Source organism: Paenarthrobacter sp. NyZ202, from assembly GCF_049860755.1.
Lineage (GTDB): Bacteria > Actinomycetota > Actinomycetes > Actinomycetales > Micrococcaceae > Arthrobacter.
The window spans coordinates 872,283-891,995 of record NZ_CP187556.1 but is presented as its reverse complement, the minus strand read 5'-3'; the positions used below and the strand labels follow the sequence as shown (position 1 = coordinate 891,995).

18 protein-coding genes and 1 tRNA gene are annotated in these 19,713 nt (G+C 63.2%); 12 read left to right on the top strand and 7 right to left on the bottom strand.

Annotated elements, in window-relative coordinates; translation table 11 throughout:
• Window positions 1-81 precede the first annotated feature (81 nt).
• The 11 genes from ACPFL9_RS04300 to ACPFL9_RS04250 all read left to right on the top strand — a co-directional run bounded on the left by ACPFL9_RS04300 (window position 82) and on the right by ACPFL9_RS04250 (window position 12,949).
• Entirely contained in the window at window positions 82-1,371 is a 1,290-nt protein-coding gene (locus ACPFL9_RS04300; protein ID WP_426006045.1) for an ABC transporter substrate-binding protein, read from the top strand.
• Window positions 1,368-2,324, top strand: a complete 957-nt coding sequence (locus ACPFL9_RS04295) for a carbohydrate ABC transporter permease (protein WP_426006044.1) — start codon at window positions 1,368-1,370, stop codon at window positions 2,322-2,324. Before ACPFL9_RS04300 ends, ACPFL9_RS04295 begins: the two co-directional genes overlap by 4 nt.
• 4 nt (window positions 2,325-2,328) lie before the next feature.
• The gene (locus tag ACPFL9_RS04290) at window positions 2,329-3,144 is read left to right on the top strand and encodes a carbohydrate ABC transporter permease (RefSeq protein ID WP_426006043.1); all 816 of its coding nucleotides are present in this window, start codon (window positions 2,329-2,331) and stop codon (window positions 3,142-3,144) included.
• Between the two features lie 29 nt (window positions 3,145-3,173).
• Window positions 3,174-4,613 (top strand): NAD-dependent succinate-semialdehyde dehydrogenase, encoded by a 1,440-nt coding sequence (locus tag ACPFL9_RS04285; RefSeq protein ID WP_426006042.1) that lies wholly within the window; start codon window positions 3,174-3,176, stop codon window positions 4,611-4,613.
• Window positions 4,614-5,357, top strand: a complete 744-nt coding sequence (locus ACPFL9_RS04280) for a sulfite exporter TauE/SafE family protein (RefSeq protein WP_426006041.1) — start codon at window positions 4,614-4,616, stop codon at window positions 5,355-5,357.
• A gap of 30 nt (window positions 5,358-5,387) precedes the next feature.
• Window positions 5,388-5,576, top strand: a complete 189-nt coding sequence (locus tag ACPFL9_RS04275) for a hypothetical protein (protein WP_426006040.1) — start codon at window positions 5,388-5,390, stop codon at window positions 5,574-5,576.
• Between the two features lie 64 nt (window positions 5,577-5,640).
• The gene (locus tag ACPFL9_RS04270) at window positions 5,641-7,035 is read left to right on the top strand and encodes a phosphomannomutase/phosphoglucomutase (protein ID WP_426006039.1); all 1,395 of its coding nucleotides are present in this window, start codon (window positions 5,641-5,643) and stop codon (window positions 7,033-7,035) included.
• Between the two features lie 116 nt (window positions 7,036-7,151).
• On the top strand, window positions 7,152-7,751 hold the full coding sequence (locus ACPFL9_RS04265) for a TetR/AcrR family transcriptional regulator (RefSeq protein ID WP_426006038.1): 600 nt from the start codon (window positions 7,152-7,154) through the stop codon (window positions 7,749-7,751).
• Between the two features lie 334 nt (window positions 7,752-8,085).
• Window positions 8,086-9,582 carry an aldehyde dehydrogenase family protein gene (locus ACPFL9_RS04260; protein WP_426006037.1) on the top strand — a complete coding sequence of 499 codons (1,497 nt, stop codon included), beginning with the start codon at window positions 8,086-8,088 and terminating at the stop codon, window positions 9,580-9,582.
• Complete coding sequence (locus tag ACPFL9_RS04255; RefSeq protein WP_426006036.1) at window positions 9,583-11,235, top strand: GMC family oxidoreductase; 1,653 nt, start codon at window positions 9,583-9,585, stop codon at window positions 11,233-11,235. It begins immediately after the preceding gene.
• Between the two features lie 145 nt (window positions 11,236-11,380).
• A complete protein-coding gene (locus ACPFL9_RS04250) occupies window positions 11,381-12,949 on the top strand; it encodes an APC family permease (RefSeq protein WP_426007483.1) in 1,569 nt (522 codons plus the stop codon).
• 105 nt (window positions 12,950-13,054) lie between these two features.
• On the opposite strand, the gene ACPFL9_RS04245 is transcribed toward ACPFL9_RS04250, so the two are convergent.
• The 7 genes from ACPFL9_RS04245 to ACPFL9_RS04215 all read right to left on the bottom strand — a co-directional run bounded on the left by ACPFL9_RS04245 (window position 13,055) and on the right by ACPFL9_RS04215 (window position 19,399).
• Entirely contained in the window at window positions 13,055-13,894 is an 840-nt protein-coding gene (locus ACPFL9_RS04245; RefSeq protein WP_426006035.1) for an aldo/keto reductase, read from the bottom strand.
• 137 nt (window positions 13,895-14,031) lie between these two features.
• A complete protein-coding gene (locus ACPFL9_RS04240; RefSeq protein ID WP_426006034.1) occupies window positions 14,032-14,472 on the bottom strand; it encodes a hypothetical protein in 441 nt (146 codons plus the stop codon).
• A gap of 8 nt (window positions 14,473-14,480) precedes the next feature.
• Window positions 14,481-15,125 carry a bacterial proteasome activator family protein gene (locus ACPFL9_RS04235; RefSeq protein WP_426006033.1) on the bottom strand — a complete coding sequence of 215 codons (645 nt, stop codon included), beginning with the start codon at window positions 15,123-15,125 and terminating at the stop codon, window positions 14,481-14,483.
• Window positions 15,126-15,215: 90 nt separating this feature from the next.
• A complete protein-coding gene (locus ACPFL9_RS04230) occupies window positions 15,216-15,407 on the bottom strand; it encodes a YbdD/YjiX family protein (RefSeq protein ID WP_426006032.1) in 192 nt (63 codons plus the stop codon).
• The gene (locus ACPFL9_RS04225) at window positions 15,407-17,677 is read right to left on the bottom strand and encodes a carbon starvation CstA family protein (RefSeq protein WP_426006031.1); all 2,271 of its coding nucleotides are present in this window, start codon (window positions 17,675-17,677) and stop codon (window positions 15,407-15,409) included. Before ACPFL9_RS04225 ends, ACPFL9_RS04230 begins: the two co-directional genes overlap by 1 nt.
• A 176-nt stretch (window positions 17,678-17,853) precedes the next feature.
• A complete protein-coding gene (locus tag ACPFL9_RS04220; RefSeq protein WP_426006030.1) occupies window positions 17,854-18,387 on the bottom strand; it encodes a PadR family transcriptional regulator in 534 nt (177 codons plus the stop codon).
• Window positions 18,388-18,415: 28 nt separating this feature from the next.
• Window positions 18,416-19,399 (bottom strand): NAD(P)H-quinone oxidoreductase, encoded by a 984-nt coding sequence (locus ACPFL9_RS04215; protein ID WP_426006029.1) that lies wholly within the window; start codon window positions 19,397-19,399, stop codon window positions 18,416-18,418.
• Between the two features lie 101 nt (window positions 19,400-19,500).
• Between ACPFL9_RS04215 and ACPFL9_RS04210 the strand changes: the two genes are divergently transcribed.
• A tRNA-Ser gene (locus ACPFL9_RS04210) sits at window positions 19,501-19,591 on the top strand.
• Window positions 19,592-19,713 lie beyond the last annotated feature (122 nt).

Here is a 19,713-nt window from a genome sequence, read left to right as displayed (position 1 = left end):
TTCCGGCGGCCGTGAAGGCGCCCCACTCCAAACAACGCCCCATTCCAACCAGGCACAGCAACACTCAATGAGGAGAATATTGTGAGTCAGATTTCACGTAGGCAGGCCATGGCCGTTCTCGGCGCCCTGGGTCTCGGTGCCACTGCGGCGGCATGCGCAGGACCCGGCGGGTCCACAACCCCTGGTGGCACCACCGGGCCGGCTGCTCCGGCCACCGGTGACATCACCGGCAAGGTGTCCTTCGCCCACTGGCGTGGCGAAGACAAAGCAGTGTTTGACGAGCTCATCAAGCGCTTCGTTGCAAAGAACAGCGGCGTGGAGGTTGTCCAGGACATCTCGACCTCCAACGACTACAACGCCCAGGGTTTGCAGAAGGTCCGGGGCGCGGCCATCGGCGACGCGTTTGCGACCTTCCGGGGTGCACAGTTCAAGAACTTCGGTGAGGCCGGAATCTACACCGAGCTGAAGAACAGCAAGGCCGTTGGCAACTACCAGAAGGGCCTGCTCACGGCCGGGCAGTCCGGCGACAGCCAACTTGGCCTGCCCTACCAGGTGGTGTTCCCCATGCCGATGGCCAACACCGACCTCTTCGACAAAGCCGGCGCCGAGCTGGCCCCGAAGGACTGGGATGCCTTCCTGGCCATGTGCGAGAAGCTGGCGTCCTCCGGTGTCACGCCTATCTCGTGGCCCGGCGGCGATGTGGGAAACGGTGGCCAGCTCTTCAACTGCATGATCGCCAACAACGCCCCAGTGGACGACATGTGCGCACAAATCGAGCAGGGCAAGCTCAAGTGCACAGACGACTGGTTCATCAGGATGTTGAATCAGTACAAGGACCTGGCACTGTTCCTGCAGTCCAACGCCACGGGCACCGCGGTGGAGCCCGCACAAAACCTGTTCTCCCAAGGCAAGGCCGCAATGCTGGCCACGGGTTCCTACCACCTGGCGGCGGTCCGGAACCTGGGCGCGAAGTTCCCGATCGAGTTGGTTTTCCCCAATACTTCAACCGACAGCAACGCCAAGTATGAGGGTGTCTACAACGCCACGTTCATCCTCGGCGTCAATTCGGCCAGCAAGCACCAGGCCACGGCGGCAGCCTGGATCGATTTCCTGTCCGAACCGGAAAACGCCGGGTACTACGCCAACCAGACAGCCCAGCACGTCTCGGTCAAGGACGTCGACTACACCAACGCGGACCTCAAGCGGCTGAGCCCGTGGCTGGACAAGAAGACGGCGCTGGCCGCCCGCTTCCAATTCCTGAACCTGGACGTACGCAACGCCGTGGAGGCAAGCGCGACGGCGGTAATCTCCGGTACCAGCCCTGAACAGGCGGCCGAAGCTGCCCAGAAGATTGTGGACGAACGGTTATGAGCACCCACACCGGAATGGCTGCGAAGCGAAAGGCACCGGACAGCAGCTCGGAAGCTGCCACAAAGAAGCGCCGGTCCCCTACGCGCGTAAATCCTGCGCTGTACCTTTTCCCGCTCCCCGCCGTCGCGGTCATCGCCTTCTTCCTGGTGATGCCCACCCTCCAGGCGTTCCAGTACGCCGTCACCGACTGGAACGGCTTCTCGGCAGCATTCAACTACGTGGGCGTGGACAACTTCATCCGGGCGTTCACCAAGGACTCGTTGTTCACCAATGCGCTGACCAACAACCTGAAGTTCGTGTTGCTGGTAGTCATAGCCCAAACAGCCTTCTCGCTTCTGCTCGGCCTGCTCCTCACCAAGAACTCCCGCGGCAGCATCCTGCTCCGCGCCTTGTTCTTCTTCCCCACTATCCTATCCTCCGTCTCCGTGGCCTTCATTTGGAAGTTCATCTACGATCCCAACTTCGGCCTGGCCAACTCGGCCCTGGGTGCGGTGGGGCTTGAAGGACTCCAAGGGTCCTACCTCGGAGACAACAACCAGGCGCTCTACTGGGTGGCCGTGACCCAGGTCTGGTTCCATGCCGGACAAATGATGGTGGTGTACATCGCCGGGCTGCAGTCCATACCGCGCGAACTCTACGAAGCAGCGGAAATGGACGGTGCCAACAAATGGCAGCAGTTCAAATCCATCACCTGGCCTTTCGTGGCCCCGGCAACGTCCATTGTGGTGGCCTACACCACCGTGCAGTCGTTCAAGGCTTTCGACCTGATCCTTGGTATCGCAGGCAATCCGCCCAAGAGCTCCCTGGACATCCTCTCCACCCGCATCTACAGCACTTTTGCCAACTCGGAGTTCGGCTACGCCGCCGCACAGTCGATCATCTTCATGGCGATGATCGCCCTGGTCACCTGGCTGCAACGCCGGTTGCTCCGGCTGACCCCGAAGGGGGAATAACAGCATGCTCGCTTCAATCAGCCGCCGCGCCATCCTCGGCATCTACGCGCTCATCATCATCATTCCGCTGACCGTTGTTGGTTTCGGCAGCTTCAAGTCCACGCAGGAACTTTTCGAAGGTCCGTTCAGCCTGCCACAGTCCCTCTCCCCCGGCAACTACGCCGAGGTGATCGGTGGCCAGGACCTGGGTTCGTCCTTCTGGAACAGCGTCGTCGTCACCGCCATCTCCGTACCAGTCACGCTCTTTCTTGCCAGCTTGGCCGGTTACGCCGTGTCACGGCTCAGGGGCTTCGTGTCCTGGGCGATCTTCGGCTTCCTGGTGCTGGGCATGGCCATTCCCGCCCAGGCCAACATGGTCCCGCTCTACGTACTTTTCGGACGGCTGGGACTGTTGGATAACCTCGCGGGACTGATCGTGGCCAATGTGGTCTCAACACTGCCCATAGCCGTATTCATCCTTGGCGGCTTCATGCGGACGCTGCCCAAGGAACTTTACGAAGCCTCCTCCATCGACGGAACCGGGCCGTGGAAGACCTACGCCTCGATCGCACTGCCCCTGTCCGCGCCCTCAATCGCGGCCGCAGCAATCTTCCTTTTCGTCATCCACTGGAACGAACTGCTCTATCCCCTTTTGTTCATCCAGTCCCCCGGAAACCGCACACTGCCGTTGGCTTTGCTGAGCTTCCAGGGCGAATTCCAGACCAACTACCCGCTGCTGTTTGCAGGAGTCATCCTGGCTTCGCTGCCGGTGGTGTTGGCCTACATCTTCCTGCAGCGCTACTTCGTGGCAGGCATCACTGCCGGTGCCAGCAAGGGATGACCACGCTGATTACCCGAAAGGCACCACATATGAACCTGAAATTTGCACATCACCTGATCAATGGAACCTGGCACTCTGCCGGAACCTCCAAAGACGTCACGGATCCCGGAAACGGTTCCACTGTGGGCGAGGTTGCCTGGGGCAGCGCGGACGATGCCACACAGGCCGCCGATGCCGCAGCCGAAGCGTTCGGCAGCTGGTCCCGGACCACCGCCCGAACCCGGGCCGACCTGCTCCACAACGCTGCCTGTCTCTTGGCCGAACGCCGTGACGAACTGGCCCCAACCTTGGCATTGGAGGCCGGTAAACGGCTTCCGGAAGCGCAGGGCGAAGTGGACTTCTCCGTGGAATACCTCCGATGGTTTGCGGAGGAAGCCCGGCGAACCACCGGCACAGTCAGCCCACCTGAACTTCGGGGACGCCACCACCTCTGCTCGCGCAAACCGATCGGCGTCGCCCTGAGCCTTACGCCGTGGAACTTCCCTGTGTCCATCCAGGCCCGAAAACTCGCAGCCATGCTCGCAGCAGGCTGTACCGTGGTGGGCCGTGTGTCCGAGAAGGCGCCTCTAGCAGCAACCGGCCTGTTCGAGATCCTGCACGACGCAGGGTTCCCGGCCGGGGTCGTCAACCTGGTCCATGGACCCTCCCGGGAAATGACCGGTGCCCTGCTCAAGCACCCCGCCGTTCGGGCGGTCAGCTTCACCGGCTCCACCGGCGTCGGACGGCAGATCATGGCCTCCGCTTCAGAACGGGTGGTGCGGCCGCTGCTCGAACTTGGCGGCAATGCACCCTTTATCGTTTTCGAAGACGCCGACCTCGATGCCTCCGTCGAGGGCGCAGTGCTTGGCAGGCTCCGCAACACCGGCCAATCCTGCGTAGCCGCCAACCGCTTCCTGGTCCAAGACAGTGTGGCAGACGAATTCACCCGGAAACTGGCCGCACGGTTTGATGCCATGAGTATCGGGCACGGGGTTCCCGACGGCGGCACATCGGTACCGGACCTTGGTCCAGTGATCGACGCCGAACGGGTGACAGCTGTCCAGGCCCTGGTGGATGATGCACTCAGCCGCGGAGCCCGCCGGGTCACCGAGCGGACCGAAGTCCCCGGGCAGGGTTCCTTCATGGCCCCCACCCTCCTTGCTGATGTTCCCGATGACGCTCCGCTCGTAAGCGAGGAAGTCTTCGGACCTGCGGCCGGGGTGGTGACTTTCTCGTCCGAGGAGGATGCCATCCGCAAGGCAAACGCGACCGAAATGGGTCTCGCCGCCTACGTCTGGACCAACAGTCCAAAGCGCGGCTGGGATATTCCCGAACAACTGGAAGCCGGCATAGTCGGCGTCAACGATCCCCTCCCCTCTGTGGCCTTTGCGCCCATGGGCGGGGCCAAACAGTCCGGTCTTGGGCGGGAAGGATCGAGCCTGGGCCTCGAGGAATTCGAGGAGGTCCAGTACGTTGCCTGGAAGGCCTGAATGCTGACCACGGGACTGGTGCTGGGTGCCGTGGTCATAGGTGCCGGGATGCAGCGCGTGACCGGGATGGGATTCGCCCTCGTGGCGGCCCCTTTCCTGGTCCTGCTGCTGGGCCCGGTGGAAGGCGTGGTGCTGGTCAACGTCTGCGGCGCCGTGACGGCCGGCGCCATCATCTTCCGGGTAGTCCGGGATATCGACTGGAAGCGGTACCTGGCGCTGGCCGCATCAGCCCTCCTGGGCATTATTCCCGCGGCCATCCTTATCCGGTTCATGCCGCCCCCGGTCCTGGAGATCTCCATCGGCGTCATCCTAGCCGTGGGACTGACAGTCCTGCTGTTCATGAAATCAGCTGTCCTGCCCGCACGTCGCCGATACCTCTTCGCTGCCGGGGGGCTCAGCGGTTTCATGAACACCGCGGCCGGGGTGGGAGGACCGGCCGTCAGCATGTACTCCATAGCAACCCGGTGGCAACACAAATCGTTCGCCGCCACCATGCAGCCCTACTTCTTCACCATCGGCTCCTTGTCGCTCATCTCCAAGGCCGTCACTGCACCGGAATCGTTTCCCATCCTGCCGGCAACCATGTGGGTGGCGGTCGCCGTCGCATGCCTGCTGGGGCTCGTCCTGGGCGACCTCGCCTCCAAGCGGGTATCGGCTCGGGCCGCACAGATCCTGCTGATCGTGCTGGCCTACCTCGGTGCGGCAGCCACCATTGTCCGCGGTGTCCTGGACGCCGTCGGCTGAACTCAATCAATCACTACGCAAAGGACCACCATGTTTGACGTCTCCTCGAAAGAAAGCACCCTCCGGGTTTCCACCTCCGAAGGCGAACCCGTAACCCTCGCCTTCGGTTCAAACAGCTCCCAGACCGTCCGGCTTGAAATTGAGGCCACGTGCGGCTGCAGCGAAGTTTCGGCCCCCCGAGTGGGTTCCTACACGGATACGGACTTCGGCATCCGGTAGGATTTTGTTGTTATTCCAACACTAAGCGTTTACTTCCCTCCACAAGTGGGGGCCAAGGAGAATCATGGATCTGTCCTCGTCATTCAAGGCCTACGACGTCCGGGGTATCGTCGGCATCTCCTTGACCGATCACATCGCACAGGCAATCGGGGCAGCCTTCGTCGACGTCCTGGGCCTCGCGGGGAAGACAGTGTTCTGTGGCGGAGACATGCGTCCTTCATCCCGGGGGTTTGTCTCGGCGTTCTCGCTGGGCGCCTCCACCCGCGGCGCGCACGTGTCCGACCTCGGTTTGATTTCCACCGACGAGCTCTACTTTGCCTGTGGTTCCCTCAACGCGGCCGGCGCCATTTTTACGGCCAGCCACAATCCGGCACAGTACAACGGGATCAAAATGGCCCAGGCCGGAGCCGTCCCCATCTCCTCCGACTCAGGGCTGTTCGATATCCGGGACCTCGCCCAGCGCTACCTCGCTCAAGGAATTCCGGCAGCCGGCTCACGGGGAACTGTGACCGCGCTGGACGTGCTTGCCGACTACGCACGCAAGCTGCGGTCCCTCGTGGATCTTTCAGGCGTCCGCCCGCTCAAGGTGGTGGTGGACGCCGGAAACGGCATGGCCGGGATGACAGTTCCGGCCGTGCTTGGCAGCCAACTTCTGGAGGCCCTGCCGCTGACGATCATCCCCCTGTACTTCCGTTTGGACGGCACCTTCCCAAATCACCCCGCCAACCCTTTGGAACCTGAGAACCTCCGTGACCTGCAGGCGGCTGTGGTGGCCCACGGCGCCGACCTTGGGCTGGCGTTCGACGGCGATGCGGACCGCTGCTTCGTCGTCGACGAGATAGGACAACCAGTCACGCCATCCGCCATCACCTCCATAATCGCGGTACGGGAGATCGCCAGAGCACAGGCGGCCGGAGAGGCAGAGCCAGCCGTGATCCACAACCTGATTACGTCCAAGTCTGTTCCGGAGTTCATCCAGGCCGCCGGTGGCCGTTCCGTCCGAACGCGGGTTGGCCACTCGTTTATTAAGGCCCGAATGGCCGAAGAGGACGCTGTGTTCGGTGGCGAACATTCCGCCCACTACTACTTCCGCGACTTCTACAGCGCGGACACCGGCATGCTTGCCGCAATGCACGTGCTCGCCGCTCTCGGCACGCAGCCCGGACCACTCTCCAGCTTGGCCGAGAAGTACCAAACGTATTACTCAAGCGGCGAAATCAACTCGACCGTGGCGGACACGGCCAGGTCCATCGCGGACATTCAGGGCTCCTACGAGGGCATGGACGGAGTCCTCCTGAATGATTTGGATGGTCTGACCGTGACCGCGGAATCAGGAGACTGGTGGTTCAACGTCCGGGCGTCCAACACCGAGGAACTGCTGCGGCTCAACGTCGAGGCCAAGGACGCCAAGACGATGGACAGCGTGCGGGACTCCGTGCTGGGCGCGATCCGGCGCTAGGACGGGCTGGCGTGCAGCGTCAGGGCCCCGCGTTGTAGCGGTGGGCGACGTTCGCTTACGCGTCCGGCCGGTAACCCAAAGTGCACCTCCCACCCCTTTGGCAATAGGGTTGCCACATGGGGACGAATACGTTGAACTCCGGTGGTCAGCTCGACAAGCAGTCCCGCATCCTTGACGCGGCGATGGAGCTGCTCTCCCGGCACGGCATTTCAGGCGTGAGCATGCGTGCTGTGGCGCGTGAAGCCGGCGTCGCGCTGGGTCTGGTCAACTATTACTTTGACGACAAAACGACCCTGATCCGGGCCGCGCTCCGACGCGTTGACGAGCACGATCTCCTGCTGGTGGCCGTGGACCCGGCCACCGACCCCCAGGAACAACTCCGCCAGGCCCTCCGCCGCGTGGCCGGCGCAGATCTGCTGACCACCGGATACTTGTCCCTGCGTCTACACCTGTGGGCCCTGGCGCAGGCTGACGAAGGCTACGCGGAAATCAACGCTGCCGCGTTCGACCGGTACATCGACGGCCTCGCCACCCTGGTCTCCAACGCCAATCCAAAACTTTCCTGGGAAGAGTGCCGGGACCGCGGTGCGGACATTGTCGTGATCCAGAACGGCATGTGGTTGACGTCTCTCCTGGGCATCGACAAGGCCGCCATCCAGCGAAGCATCGCCCGCACGGAAGAAATCGCCTTCGCTCCGGCCCGGGACGCCAAGTAGTACCAGCAAGCCCCGCAGGTCACAAACCGGCAGATTGATATATCTCGCTTCAAAACCCTTGAACGATCGTTCAAAGTGCTCTACTGTCTTTCTATGACCTACGACACACTCGTTCCTGGCTCTTAGCGAAAGCACCACCCACCTCCCGGCAACGTTTCACTACGCAGTCCGGGATCGCGCCGCACCACACGACGGCCGCGCAGCAATACCCGCCCCACAGCAACGGCCCCACAAGGCGCAGCTGTGCCGTGCCCACATTCAGGGACGCGCGGGACGTCAACACCTCAGCCCACGCTCTCAGCCGGGCATTGGCACCCACTACCGAGGGAGAACCATGTCAACAACAGCATCCACGCTCTTCATCAACGGCTCATGGGAGGCGGCCGCCTCCGGTGCCGCACGGGAGATCCGCAATCCGGCAGACGGTGAAGTGGTCGCCACAGTGTCAGAAGGTGGCAAGGAAGACGCCGAACGCGCCATTGCCGCGGCCCGCGCCGCGTTCGACTCCGGAGTCTGGTCCGGAACACCTGCCCCGGAGCGCGGGACGTTCCTCTTGAAAGTCGCAGCGGGACTTCGCGAACACCGCGAAAAGTTCGCCCGTGCCGAGTCGCTGGACACGGGAAAGCGGATCGTGGAGAGCCGCATCGACATCGACGACATCGCAGCCTGCTTCGAGTACTTCGGCAGGCTTGCCGGCCAGCAACCGGGCCGCGTGGTTGACGCCGGGAATCCCGATATCGTCAGCAGGATTGCCTATGAACCCGTAGGCGTGTGCGGCCTCATCACGCCGTGGAACTACCCCCTGCTCCAGGCCGCATGGAAGATCGCCCCGGCCTTGGCGGCCGGCTGCACCTTCGTCCTCAAGCCGGCCGAATTGACTCCGTCCACCAGCATCCTGTGCATGCAGCTCATGAAGGACCTGGGCCTGCCCGACGGCGTCGCGAACCTCGTCACCGGACCCGGACGCAAGGTGGGCGCCCCGCTGACGGAACATCCCGACGTCGACCTCGTCTCCTTCACCGGTGGCCTGGAAACCGGCAAGAGCATCGCCGCTGCCGCCGCCGCAACTGTCAAGAAGGTCGCGCTGGAACTCGGCGGCAAGAACCCCAACGTTGTCTTCGCTGACGCGGACTTCGATGCCGCCGTCGACAACGCCCTCAACGGCGCCTTCCTCCACTCAGGCCAGGTCTGCTCGGCAGGTGCCCGGCTGGTGGTGGAGGAGTCCATCGCCGAACGCTTTGTGGACGAGCTGGTGCGCCGCGCCCAGGCGATCCGCTTGGGCGGCCCGTTCGACGAGGACGCCGAGACCGGTCCGCTGATCTCCGCAGACCACCGCGACAAGGTCCACGAGTACGTCCAGCGCGGCATCGCCGAAGGCGCGCGGCTGCGGACCGGCGGTTCCGCACCTGAAGGCGGAAAGTACGACGCCGGGTTCTACTACCAGCCGACCATCCTGGACCGCGTCACCCGGGGAATGTCCGTGGTCACCGATGAGGCGTTCGGCCCGGTGGTGACAGTGGAGACCTTCAGCACCGAGGACGAGGCCGTGGCCATCGCCAACGACACCATCTACGGACTGGCCGGAGCAGTCTGGACGCAGGATGCCGGAAAGGCACAGCGCGTGGCAGGCAGGCTGCGCCACGGCACGATCTGGATCAACGACTACCACCCCTACCTCCCCCAGGCGGAGTGGGGCGGGTTCGGCGCATCGGGAGTGGGCCGGGAGCTCGGCCCCACCGGACTGGCCGAGTATCAGGAAGCCAAGCACATCTACCAGAACACCAACCCCCAGGTCACTGGTTGGTTCGCTGACCACGGCAAGGAGAACTAGATGCACTTCGACAACATCGAGAACCTCGGCGAGCGCTCATTCGACTACATCGTGATCGGCGGCGGGTCCGCCGGGGCAGCGGTAGCCGCCCGGCTGAGCGAGGATCCGGATGTCACGGTCGCGCTCGTTGAAGCAGGCCCGGACGACCGCAATCTGCCCGAAATCCTGCAGCTGGACCGCTGGATGGAACTCCTCGAATCAGGCTATGACTGGGACTACCCGATCGAACCGCAGGAAAACGGCAATTCCTTCATGCGCCACGCCCGTGCCAAGGTCATGGGCGGCTGCTCCAGCCACAACTCCTGCATCGCTTTCTGGGCTCCCCGCGAGGACCTGGATGAATGGGAATCCAAGTACGGGGCAACGGGATGGAACGCCGATGCCGCCTGGCCGCTGTACAAGCGGTTGGAAACCAACGAAGACGCCGGTCCGGATGCCCCGCACCACGGGGACTCGGGTCCTGTACACCTCATGAACGTCCCTCCCGCCGATCCTGCCGGCGTAGCGTTGCTGGACGCCTGCGAACAGTCGGGCATACCCCGCGCGAAGTTCAACACGGGCGCCACGGTCATCAATGGAGCGAACTTCTTCCAGATCAACCGCCGGGCGGACGGCACGCGCTCCTCCAGCTCAGTGTCCTACATCCACCCGATTATCGACCGGCCCAACTTCACCCTCCTGACCGGTTTGAGGGCCCGGCAACTGGTGTTCGACGCGGACAAGCGCTGCACCGGCGTCGATGTCGTTGATTCGGCATTCGGCCGCACGCACCGGCTCTCCGTGAACCACGAGGTGATCCTGTCCACCGGCGCAATCGACTCCCCCAAGCTGCTCATGCTGTCCGGTATTGGCCCGGCCGCACACCTTGCCGAACACGGTATTGAAGCACTGGTGGACTCCCCCGGCGTGGGCGAAAACCTGCAGGACCACCCCGAGGGCCTGGTACAGTTCGAGGCCAAGCGGCCCATGGTGGAAACCTCCACCCAGTGGTGGGAGATCGGCATCTTCACGCCCACGGAGGACGGACTGGACCGCCCCGACCTTATGATGCATTACGGCTCGGTGCCGTTCGACATGAACACCCTCCGCCACGGCTACCCCACCACCGAGAACGGCTTCAGCCTCACGCCGAACGTCACGCACGCCCGCTCCCGCGGCACCGTGCGGCTGCGCAGCCGGGACTTCCGCGACAAGCCCATGGTGGATCCTCGCTACTTCACTGACCCCGAGGGCCACGACATGCGCGTAATGGTTGCCGGCATCCGTAAGGCCCGCGAGATCGCCGCCCAGCCCGCCATGGCTGAGTGGACGGGACGGGAACTCTCACCCGGCATCGACGCGCAAACCGACGAGGAACTGCAGGACTACATCCGCAAGACCCACAACACGGTCTACCACCCGGTGGGGACCGTTCGGATGGGAGCGTACGACGACGACATGTCACCTTTGGATCCTGCGTTGCGGGTCAAGGGGGTCACCGGACTCCGGGTCGCCGATGCGTCCGTCATGCCGGAGCACGTGACCGTCAACCCCAACATCACCGTCATGATGATCGGCGAGCGCTGCGCCGACTTGATCAAGGTTGCACGTGGCGAGGCCAACGCTGCCGCCGCTACTACCGAAGAGGAGGAATTCACGCCGTCGTACGCCTGAGAAGGGTGCCCTCCGGGGCCCCTTCCTTTGGGGGAAACCACCACAGCAAATCCTGATTCGCCGCGCCCCAGGGCGGCCGATCCCATCTTGCTTTTCTGATAAGGAGTCCATAGTGGAACCCAGCAAGAGTAATGATTCAAGCGGCATGGATGAGTTTGGCTATACGCAGACCCTGGACCGCAGCATTGGCAAGTTCGCCAGCTTTGCTGCCGGCGTCAGCTACATCTCCATCCTCACCGGTGTTTTTCAACTGTTCTATTTCGGCTTCTCCATGGCCGGCCCTGCCTATGCGTGGTCCTGGCCAATCGTCTTTGTCGGCCAGCTCATGGTGGCCCTCTGTTTTGCCGAGCTTGCGGGCCGATATCCCGTAGCCGGGTCTGTCTATAACTGGGCCAAGCGGCTCGCTTCGGGGACGTCGTCGTGGCTTGCCGGGTGGCTGTTGCTTCTCTCCTCCATCATGGCCCTGGGTTCTGTAGCACTGGCGCTGCAGATCACCCTCCCGCAACTCTGGTCCGGGTTCCAGATCGTGGGGGACGGAACCGGGCCGTTCGACTTCGCCATGAACGGTGTGGTTCTGGCGACGATCATGATCACCATCTCAACGCTGATCAACGCCTTCGGCGTGAAGCTCATGACGCGCATCAACAGCATCGGTGTCTTTGTTGAGCTGATTGCGGCCGTGCTGTTGATCCTTGCGCTTGGCTGGCATGTGGTGCGCGGTCCCGAGGTATTCTTCGATACCGCCGGCTTTGGAGAAGGCACCGACCTGGGCTTCTTCGGTGCCTTCCTTATCGCTGCCATGGCCTCCGGCTACGTGATGTACGGATTCGATACGGCCAGTTCCCTGGGCGAGGAGACAAAGGACCCCAAGAAGACGGCCCCCAAGGCCATCATCCGGGCCGTGACCGCCTCCTTCCTCCTGGGTGGGTTGATCCTGTTCTTCGGCATCCTTGCCGCACCGGACCTCACTGACCCCAAGGTTGGTGCGGCCGATGGCGGGCTCCAGTACATCGTCCTCAGCGTCCTGGGCGGCCCTTTTGGCAAGGCGTTCCTGGCGTGCATTGTGGTCGCTGTGATCGTCTGCACCCTGGCCGTCCATGCAGCGGCGATCCGCATGATGTTCGCCATGGCCCGGGACAACAACCTGCCCTTCAGCCGGCAGCTCAGCAAGGTTGATCCCGTCCGCCGCACCCCCACCGTGGCCGCCATCGTCATTGGAGTGCTTGCCATCCTCCCGTTGCTCATCAACGTCATGCAGCCCGCGATCTTCACCATCCTGTCCAGCATCAGCATCGTGCTGATCTACCTGTCCTACCTGCTGGTGACAGTACCCCTGCTGCGCAAACGGTTCCTGAAGAAGTGGCCCCTTGCCACCGCGGACGGCTCGGAGCCCGGGTTCAGCATGGGCAAGTGGGGGCTGCCGGTGAATATCCTGGCCGTGCTCTGGGGCGGCGCCATGACAATCAACTTGATCTGGCCGCGGCAGGAGATCTACAACTCCGTCCCGCCCTTCGAGTGGTACCTGCAGTGGGGCGGAGTGATCTTCGTGGCCGCCGTGACCGTGGGAGGCGCGCTGCTGTACCTGCTGAAGATCAGGCACCAGACGGGCGTTCTCGCCGAGCACGCCGCAGCGGTCGCGGCCCATCCCTCATCGGGTGAGGAGCCGCAGCCCGCAGGCCAGTCAGCAAACCCGCCCGCCGCCGTCGTGCCTTAACAACAAGTGCCCCGCCCCCAACTAGGTCGCAGAAGTGCGCGTTATGAGCCCTCATAACGCGCACAAATGCTACTTAGTTGGGGCGGGGCACTTGCGTGCTGCGGCTTAGGCGAAGTCGGAGACAGCCGGGTCCGGGCCGATACGGCCTTCGGCGCCACGGTCCAGGCCGTTGATGGCCTGGACGTCAGCGTCGTCCAGCTTCACGGAGAGGGCCGCGAAGTTTTCCTGAATACGGGATTCGGTGACGGACTTGGGGATCACCACGTTGCCGACGGCCAGGTGCCAGGCGATAACCACCTGGGCAGGGGTGGCGTGATGCTTTGCAGCAATCTCGGCGACCGTAGCGTTCTCGAGCAGCTCGCCGCCCTGGCCCAGCGGGGACCATGCCTGGGTCAGGATGCCCTTGGAAGCATTGAACTCACGCAGCTCGGACTGGTTGAAGAACGGGTGCAGCTCGATCTGGTTGATGGCCGGGACAACGCCGGTCTCATCGATGATGCGCTGCAGGCCTTCGATGGTGAAGTTGGAAACACCAATGGACTTGACGCGACCGCGCTTCTGCAGCTCGATCAGGGCCTTCCAGGTGTCCACGTACTTGTCCTGTTTGGGCTGCTGCCAGTGGATCAGGTACAGGTCCAGGCTCTCCAGGCCGAGGCGGTCCAGGGATTCCTCGAAGGCAGCAAGAGTGGACTCGTAGCCCTGGTCTGCGTTCCACAGCTTGGTGGTGATGAAGATGTCCTCAGCCGAGAGACCGGAAGAAGCAATGGCACGGCCGACGCCGGCCTCGTTGCCGTAGATCTTGGCGGTGTCGATGTGGCGGAAGCCGGCCTCGAATGCCTGGCGGACAACCTTTTCGGCTACATCGTCTTCAACCTGCCACACCCCGTAGCCGAGCTGGGGAATGGTGTTGCCGTCGTTGAAAGTAAGTGTTGGTGAGGAAGTCATGTCTGCCATCCTGCCAGCATGAAGTTGCTCAAAGCACCAAATATTACCAGAATCAGCTATCCGCTTAACTTATTTCCACAGGGGAATAACGGCGCGCGCTGGTAGTTGCTTACGCGCTATACCTTGAGGGCGAAGGGTTAGGGGTTGAGTTGGCGCTCGGCATCCGACACTTGCTCGAAAACCGACTCCGCACGCCGTCGGACGGACAACGCTCCTACCGGCACGGGGCCAACTGCCAGCCTGAGCATCGCAGCGGCTTCTGCCGTGGTGGCCAGTGAATTACCGGCCTTGGATAACGCGCGATGCACCCCTGCCAAGGAGCCGGGCACATCCAGGCCATCGCTGGGAGCGCGTTTCTGGGCCTCCACACAGACAGCCCTGACCCGCGGCAGCAGTTCGGCCAGCTGGTTGGCGACGTCCACAAGTTCTCCGTAGAGCTGGTCGTCATCCACGCCTTCAAGTACCTGGTGGTACCGGTCCAGGCCACGGTGAAAGCGGTCATGGGCCCGGCGCCAAAGCCCCTTGCCGAGCTCAAGATCGTCCTTCCGCCCTTGCCGGACGGCCCCAAAGAAACCCACGGATCAGCTCAGAGGTACTGGCCCGGACCGTGGTCGGGGTCTTCCGGGCGGGCCTGCTGTGCAGCGCCAGGTGCCGGAGCACGCTGGGGCTGGCCGTTCTCGCCGATGACAATGCCAGGGGCTATCACCGTGCCGGGCGGAAGCTGGCGCAGCTGCATTTGTGCGGCCGCGTGGCTCTGGGCCGCCTGCTGGGCGGCGATAGCCGCCTGGATGCCGTGGAACAAGCCTTCCAGCCAACCAACCAACTGTGCCTGGGCGATGCGCAGTTCCGCGTCGGACGGAGCCTTCTCCTCAGGGAAGGGAAGGCTGATGCGCTCAAGCTCCTCGATGAGCTCGGGAGCCAGCCCGTCCTCGAGTTCCTTGATGGAGCGTTCGTGAATTTCAGCCAGCCGGCCACGCGCGGCATCATCCAATGGCGCGCTTTTGACCTCTTCCAGCAACTGTCGGACCATGGTGCCGATCCGCATGACCTTCGCGGGCTCGTCAACAAGTTCCTGAAGCTTGGTTCCCCTGGGCTTGGTTTCTTCCACCGAAGTTTCCTGCGGGGCCGGGCCGGCGCCGGAGGTGGCAGCATCCTGGTCCAGGGTTGTCCCCTCTACAGGCGTGTCGTCCGAAGCCGCAACCTCAGGCTGGGTGTTGTTCAGATCGCTCATGCGTTTCATACTCTCACGTGGTTCACGCCGGCCGGCCGCCGGGGCCGGATTTTGGACTTCGTTCGTAGCGAAACCCGCATCCGGACCCGGTCAGCAGCATCTGCCCTGCGGATTGGTGTCCTGGCGGTCCATCCGGTCCCGCCAGAACTCGCGTTCAGTCATGGCAGGACCGGAATGTCCGGTGTTCTCGAAATGCTCCAAGTACTTCTGGTAGGCGTCCGCACCCATCAAGGCGCGCATGTACGCGGAAAAGTCCTTCAAGCCCTTCGTGATTGCGTTCATCAGTGGTGTGCTGCCTTCTGGAGGCGCTTTTCCGGCGGCAGGGCGTTCCACTGGGCCAGCAGTTCCTTCTCCGCCGGGCTGGCAATCAAACCTGCGGGTGCATAGACCTTGGATGGCACTGCCGGGTCTTCGTGGTCGTGGCCTCCACCCGTACGGAAAGCCCGCACAGTGGCCAGGATGGCAGTCACAATCACGATGATGCTCAGGGTCACGAAGATGACCGAGAGGACGCCCTGGATCATGGTGTTGCGGACCACGGCTTCCATGGCAGCCACGGTCTTCGCGGTTCCGAACTCGGTCTTCCCTTCTGCCAGTGCCTTGCTGAACGCGGCGTTGTTGGCGAAGTAGCCTACAGCTGGAACGGAGGAGAAGATCTTGTGGAAACTCGCCGTAATGGTCACTACGGCTGCAAAAGCCAGCGGGACTGCCGGGATCCACAGGTAACGGAACGCTCCGCGCTTGGCCGCGATGGCCAGGCATACTGCCAGGGCAATGGCTGCCAGCAACTGGTTGGCAATACCAAACAGCGGGAACAGCGTATTGATGCCGCCCAGGGGGTCCGTGACGCCCATGAGCAGTACCGCTCCCCAGGCACCGACCATGATGGCGGTGCACAGCCAGGCACCCGGGCGCCAGGAGGCTTCCTTGAACTTGGGGATGAAGTTGCCGATCGAGTCCTGCAGCATGAAGCGCGCAACGCGTGTGCCGGCGTCCACTGCGGTCAGGATAAACAGTGCCTCGAACATGATCGCGAAGTGGTACCAGAACGCCATCATGCCCGGGCCGCCGATGAACTGCTGCATGATGTGCGCCAGGCCGACAGCCAGGGTCGGGGCACCGCCTGAGCGGGAGATGATGCTTTCCTCCCCTACGTCCGTGGCAGTCTGGGCCAGGACATCGGGAGTGATGTTGACGTTGGCCAGCCCGAGGCTGTTCACCCACTGGGCAGCCGATTCCACGGTGCCGCCCGTGAGGGCCAGTGGTGCGTTCATGGCGAAGTAGATGCCCCGGTCGATCGAGATCGCCGCAACCAGCGCCATGATGGCCACGAAGGACTCCATGAGCATGCCGCCGTACCCGATGAACCGAGTCTGCCGTTCCTTCTCGATCAGCTTGGGCGTGGTGCCGGAGGAAATCAGGGCGTGGAAGCCGGACAACGCACCACACGCGATGGTCACGAAAAGGAACGGGAACAGTGCACCTGAGAAGACGGGACCGTTCTCCCGGCTGGCAAACTCACTGAACGCAGGAACGTTGATCTCCGGGCGGACCACGATGATGGCCACTGCCAGCATCACGATCACGCCGATCTTCATGAACGTGGACAGGTAGTCACGCGGAGCAAGGAGCAGCCAGACGGGCAGGATCGCGGCGATGAAACCGTAGACGATGATGCCCCATGCGATCGTGACCTTATCCAGGTGGAAGAACGCCGCACCCCATTCCGTCCCGGCCACGGCACCGCCGCCGATGATTGCTGCCATCAGCAGGACGAAGCCGATGATGGAAACCTCCATCACCTTGCCCGGACGAATGAAGCGCAGGTACACACCCATGAACAACGCAATCGGAATGGTCATGCCCACGGAGAACACACCCCACGGGCTCTCACCCAGGGCGTTGACAACCACCAGGGCCAGGATGGCCACGATGATGATCATGATCAGCAAGGTGGCGATCAGGGCGGCGGTGCCGCCAATGACGCCAAGTTCCTCGCGGGCCATCTGGCCCAGCGACCGTCCGCCGCGCCGCATCGAGAAGAACATCACCAGATAGTCCTGCACGGCACCGGCAAGAACGACGCCGATAATGATCCAGATAGTGCCCGGGAGGTAGCCCATCTGGGCCGCGATGACCGGACCCACCAGCGGACCCGCCCCTGCAATGGCCGCGAAATGATGGCCGAAGAGGACGTTCCGGTCCGTGCGGACATAGTCCTTGCCGTCGGCCTTGTACTCGGCCGGGGTAGCCCTGCGGTCATCGGGCTTGAGGAGGTACCGCTCAATCACCTTGGAGTAGAACCGGTAGCCGATCAGGTACGTACAGACGGCCGCGAAAACGAACCAAATGGCATTGACCGTCTCTCCCCGGACCAGGGCCAGCATGACCCACGCAACGCCGCCCAGCAGGGCAATTGCTATCCAGAGTCCGATCTTGGCCGGGGTCCATTTGCGGTCCTCGGCCTCAAGGACGGAATCGTCCACGGCCGGTGGCGGCAGGCTTGGGTCCAGCCCTTCAGCCGTAATGGCCTTGCCAGGGATCTTGTCCATGTCTCCTCCTTGAGAGCTGCGGGTGGGTGCTTCAAGCACCCTAGCAACGCGCACGGACAGGAAAGAAGGACCCACGCCAACCACCGCCGAACACGCGGTAAACGGTTGCTCCCGTGCGGCAGGCGTGTGCGGCAGGCGTGTGCGGCAGCGGTATCCCGGGCCACGGTCACGGGAAGTCAGGACTGGGCCCGAGCCTGCACCATCCGTGCTTCGCACAAGTCAAGCCAGCGGACTTCCGCCTCCGCCTGGAAGATCAGGGAATCAAGGACCAAAAGCATCGCGGTATCTGCGGTTTTGGGATGTGTGGACAAGCTCTTCCGTGCCAGCGTGTGCTCCTGGAGGGCCCGGACGGAAACCTCACGCTGGGACTGGATCACGGCCGACGCATCCACCCCCGGCAAGGTAACGGCGAGCGCCAGCTTGATCGCGATTTCGTTCCGGGGCGGATTGCCCCGCTCCACGGCCCCCGCAAACCAGTCCCCGACTGCCTCAACCCCCGCGTCGGTGATGCTGTAGACCACGTGCCCGCCGCCGTCGTCGCCGTCCTTGCTGACCAGGCCGTCGCGCTCGAGCCGGTCCAGTGTCGTATAGACCTGGCCGATGTTCAGTGGCCAGGCGGCGCCAGTACGGTCCTCGAATTCCACGCGCAACTCATAGCCATACCGGGGCCGGTCCTGCAGCAGGGCCAGCAAACTGTGCCGGATGGACATGAGCCTCCTTCCTCGTGGGCGTGCGCGGTCAGGCGAGCAGCAGGACCTTCCCTACGTGCTCGCCGGAGTCGAAGTATTCATGGGCTTCCCGTACCTGGTCCAGGGGAAAAGTCCTGGCTACCAGCGGCTTGATCCGGCCATCGGCGAGCATGGGCCACACGGACTCCCGCACTGCGGACATGATGATGCCCTTTTCCGCGACGGGACGCGGACGAAGCGCCGTTCCGATAACTGCCGCGCGCTTGCTGAGCAGTTGGCCAAGGTTGATCTCCGCAGTGGTGCCGCCCTGCAGTCCGATGACGATCAGCCTGCCGTAGTCGGCGAGCGCATCAAGGTTCTGCTGGAGGTACTTGGCGCCCACGACGTCGAGGATCACGTCGGCGCCCCGCCCGCCGTTTTGTGCCTTGAGGCTCTCCGGAAAGTTCTCCTCGGAGTAGTTGATCGCGATGTCGGCACCGAGGAAGGCCTTGGCGGTGCCTGCCTTCTCGTCAGTGCCGGCAGTGGCGGCAACGTTGGCGCCGTAGGCCTTGGCGAGTTGGATGGCCATGGTTCCGATGCCGCCCGTGGCTCCATGGACCAGGACGGTCTCACCGGGCTGCAGTTGCGCGGTCATGATGAGGTTGGAGTACACGGTTGCCGCGGTCTCGGGCAGGGACGCGGCCGTGATGAGGTCGACGCCTTCGGGGAGGCGAAGCACCTGTTCGGCGGGAACAGCCACTTGCTGTGCGTAGCCGCCTCCGGCGAGCAGCGCTACGACTTTGTCGCCGAGCGAGAATGCCTTGGTCACGCCGGGCCCGAACGCCGCGATGCGCCCGGAGACTTCCAGCCCCGGAATGTCGGACGCGCCGGGAGGCGGCGGGTAGAAGCCGCGGCGTTGCTGCACGTCAGCGCGGTTCAAGCCGGCAGCTACGACGTCGATCAGCACCTCGCCCTCGCCGGGCACCGGAGCCGGTACGTCCCGGACCTCAAGGACCTCAGGTCCGCCCGGTTCTGAGATGTAGACGGCTTTCATGACGAACTCCCGGTTTCTTGCTGGTCCTACAGGGCCGGGGCGGGGCCTGCAGGACGTGATGTTTTGGTAGAGCCAACTCCCTATGAAACACTACTAGGCAGGGAAGGTTGTCCGAGCGGCCTAAGGAGCTGGTCTTGAAAACCAGTGTGCGGTAACCCCGTACCAAGGGTTCAAATCCCTTACCTTCCGCCAGGCAAATGCCCGGGTCCATGGACCCGGGCATTTTTTGTTGAAAAAGTGTCAGAGCCCCCGCATAGTGTTCTTCGTGTCTCCACCACTACACCATCAGCCGCGGAGTATGCCGCGGCCTGACT

Excerpts from the sequence above, each read along its gene's own strand:
- ACPFL9_RS04285 (WP_426006042.1), top strand. The coding sequence starts at position 3,174 with ATGAACCTGAAATTTGCACATCACCTGATCAATGGAACCTGGCACTCT.
- ACPFL9_RS04275 (WP_426006040.1), top strand. The coding sequence starts at position 5,388 with ATGTTTGACGTCTCCTCGAAAGAAAGCACCCTCCGGGTTTCCACCTCC.
- ACPFL9_RS04265 (WP_426006038.1), top strand. The coding sequence starts at position 7,152 with ATGGGGACGAATACGTTGAACTCCGGTGGTCAGCTCGACAAGCAGTCC.
- ACPFL9_RS04280 (WP_426006041.1), top strand. The coding sequence starts at position 4,614 with ATGCTGACCACGGGACTGGTGCTGGGTGCCGTGGTCATAGGTGCCGGG.
- ACPFL9_RS04220 (WP_426006030.1), bottom strand. The coding sequence starts at position 18,387 with ATGTCCATCCGGCACAGTTTGCTGGCCCTGCTGCAGGACCGGCCCCGG.
- ACPFL9_RS04295 (WP_426006044.1), top strand. The coding sequence starts at position 1,368 with ATGAGCACCCACACCGGAATGGCTGCGAAGCGAAAGGCACCGGACAGC.
- ACPFL9_RS04260 (WP_426006037.1), top strand. The coding sequence starts at position 8,086 with ATGTCAACAACAGCATCCACGCTCTTCATCAACGGCTCATGGGAGGCG.
- ACPFL9_RS04215 (WP_426006029.1), bottom strand. The coding sequence starts at position 19,399 with ATGAAAGCCGTCTACATCTCAGAACCGGGCGGACCTGAGGTCCTTGAG.
- ACPFL9_RS04225 (WP_426006031.1), bottom strand. The coding sequence starts at position 17,677 with ATGGACAAGATCCCTGGCAAGGCCATTACGGCTGAAGGGCTGGACCCA.
- ACPFL9_RS04230 (WP_426006032.1), bottom strand. The coding sequence starts at position 15,407 with ATGAACGCAATCACGAAGGGCTTGAAGGACTTTTCCGCGTACATGCGC.
- ACPFL9_RS04250 (WP_426007483.1), top strand. The coding sequence starts at position 11,381 with ATGGATGAGTTTGGCTATACGCAGACCCTGGACCGCAGCATTGGCAAG.
- ACPFL9_RS04270 (WP_426006039.1), top strand. The coding sequence starts at position 5,641 with ATGGATCTGTCCTCGTCATTCAAGGCCTACGACGTCCGGGGTATCGTC.
- ACPFL9_RS04235 (WP_426006033.1), bottom strand. The coding sequence starts at position 15,125 with ATGAGCGATCTGAACAACACCCAGCCTGAGGTTGCGGCTTCGGACGAC.
- ACPFL9_RS04245 (WP_426006035.1), bottom strand. The coding sequence starts at position 13,894 with ATGACTTCCTCACCAACACTTACTTTCAACGACGGCAACACCATTCCC.
- ACPFL9_RS04255 (WP_426006036.1), top strand. The coding sequence starts at position 9,583 with ATGCACTTCGACAACATCGAGAACCTCGGCGAGCGCTCATTCGACTAC.
- ACPFL9_RS04290 (WP_426006043.1), top strand. The coding sequence starts at position 2,329 with ATGCTCGCTTCAATCAGCCGCCGCGCCATCCTCGGCATCTACGCGCTC.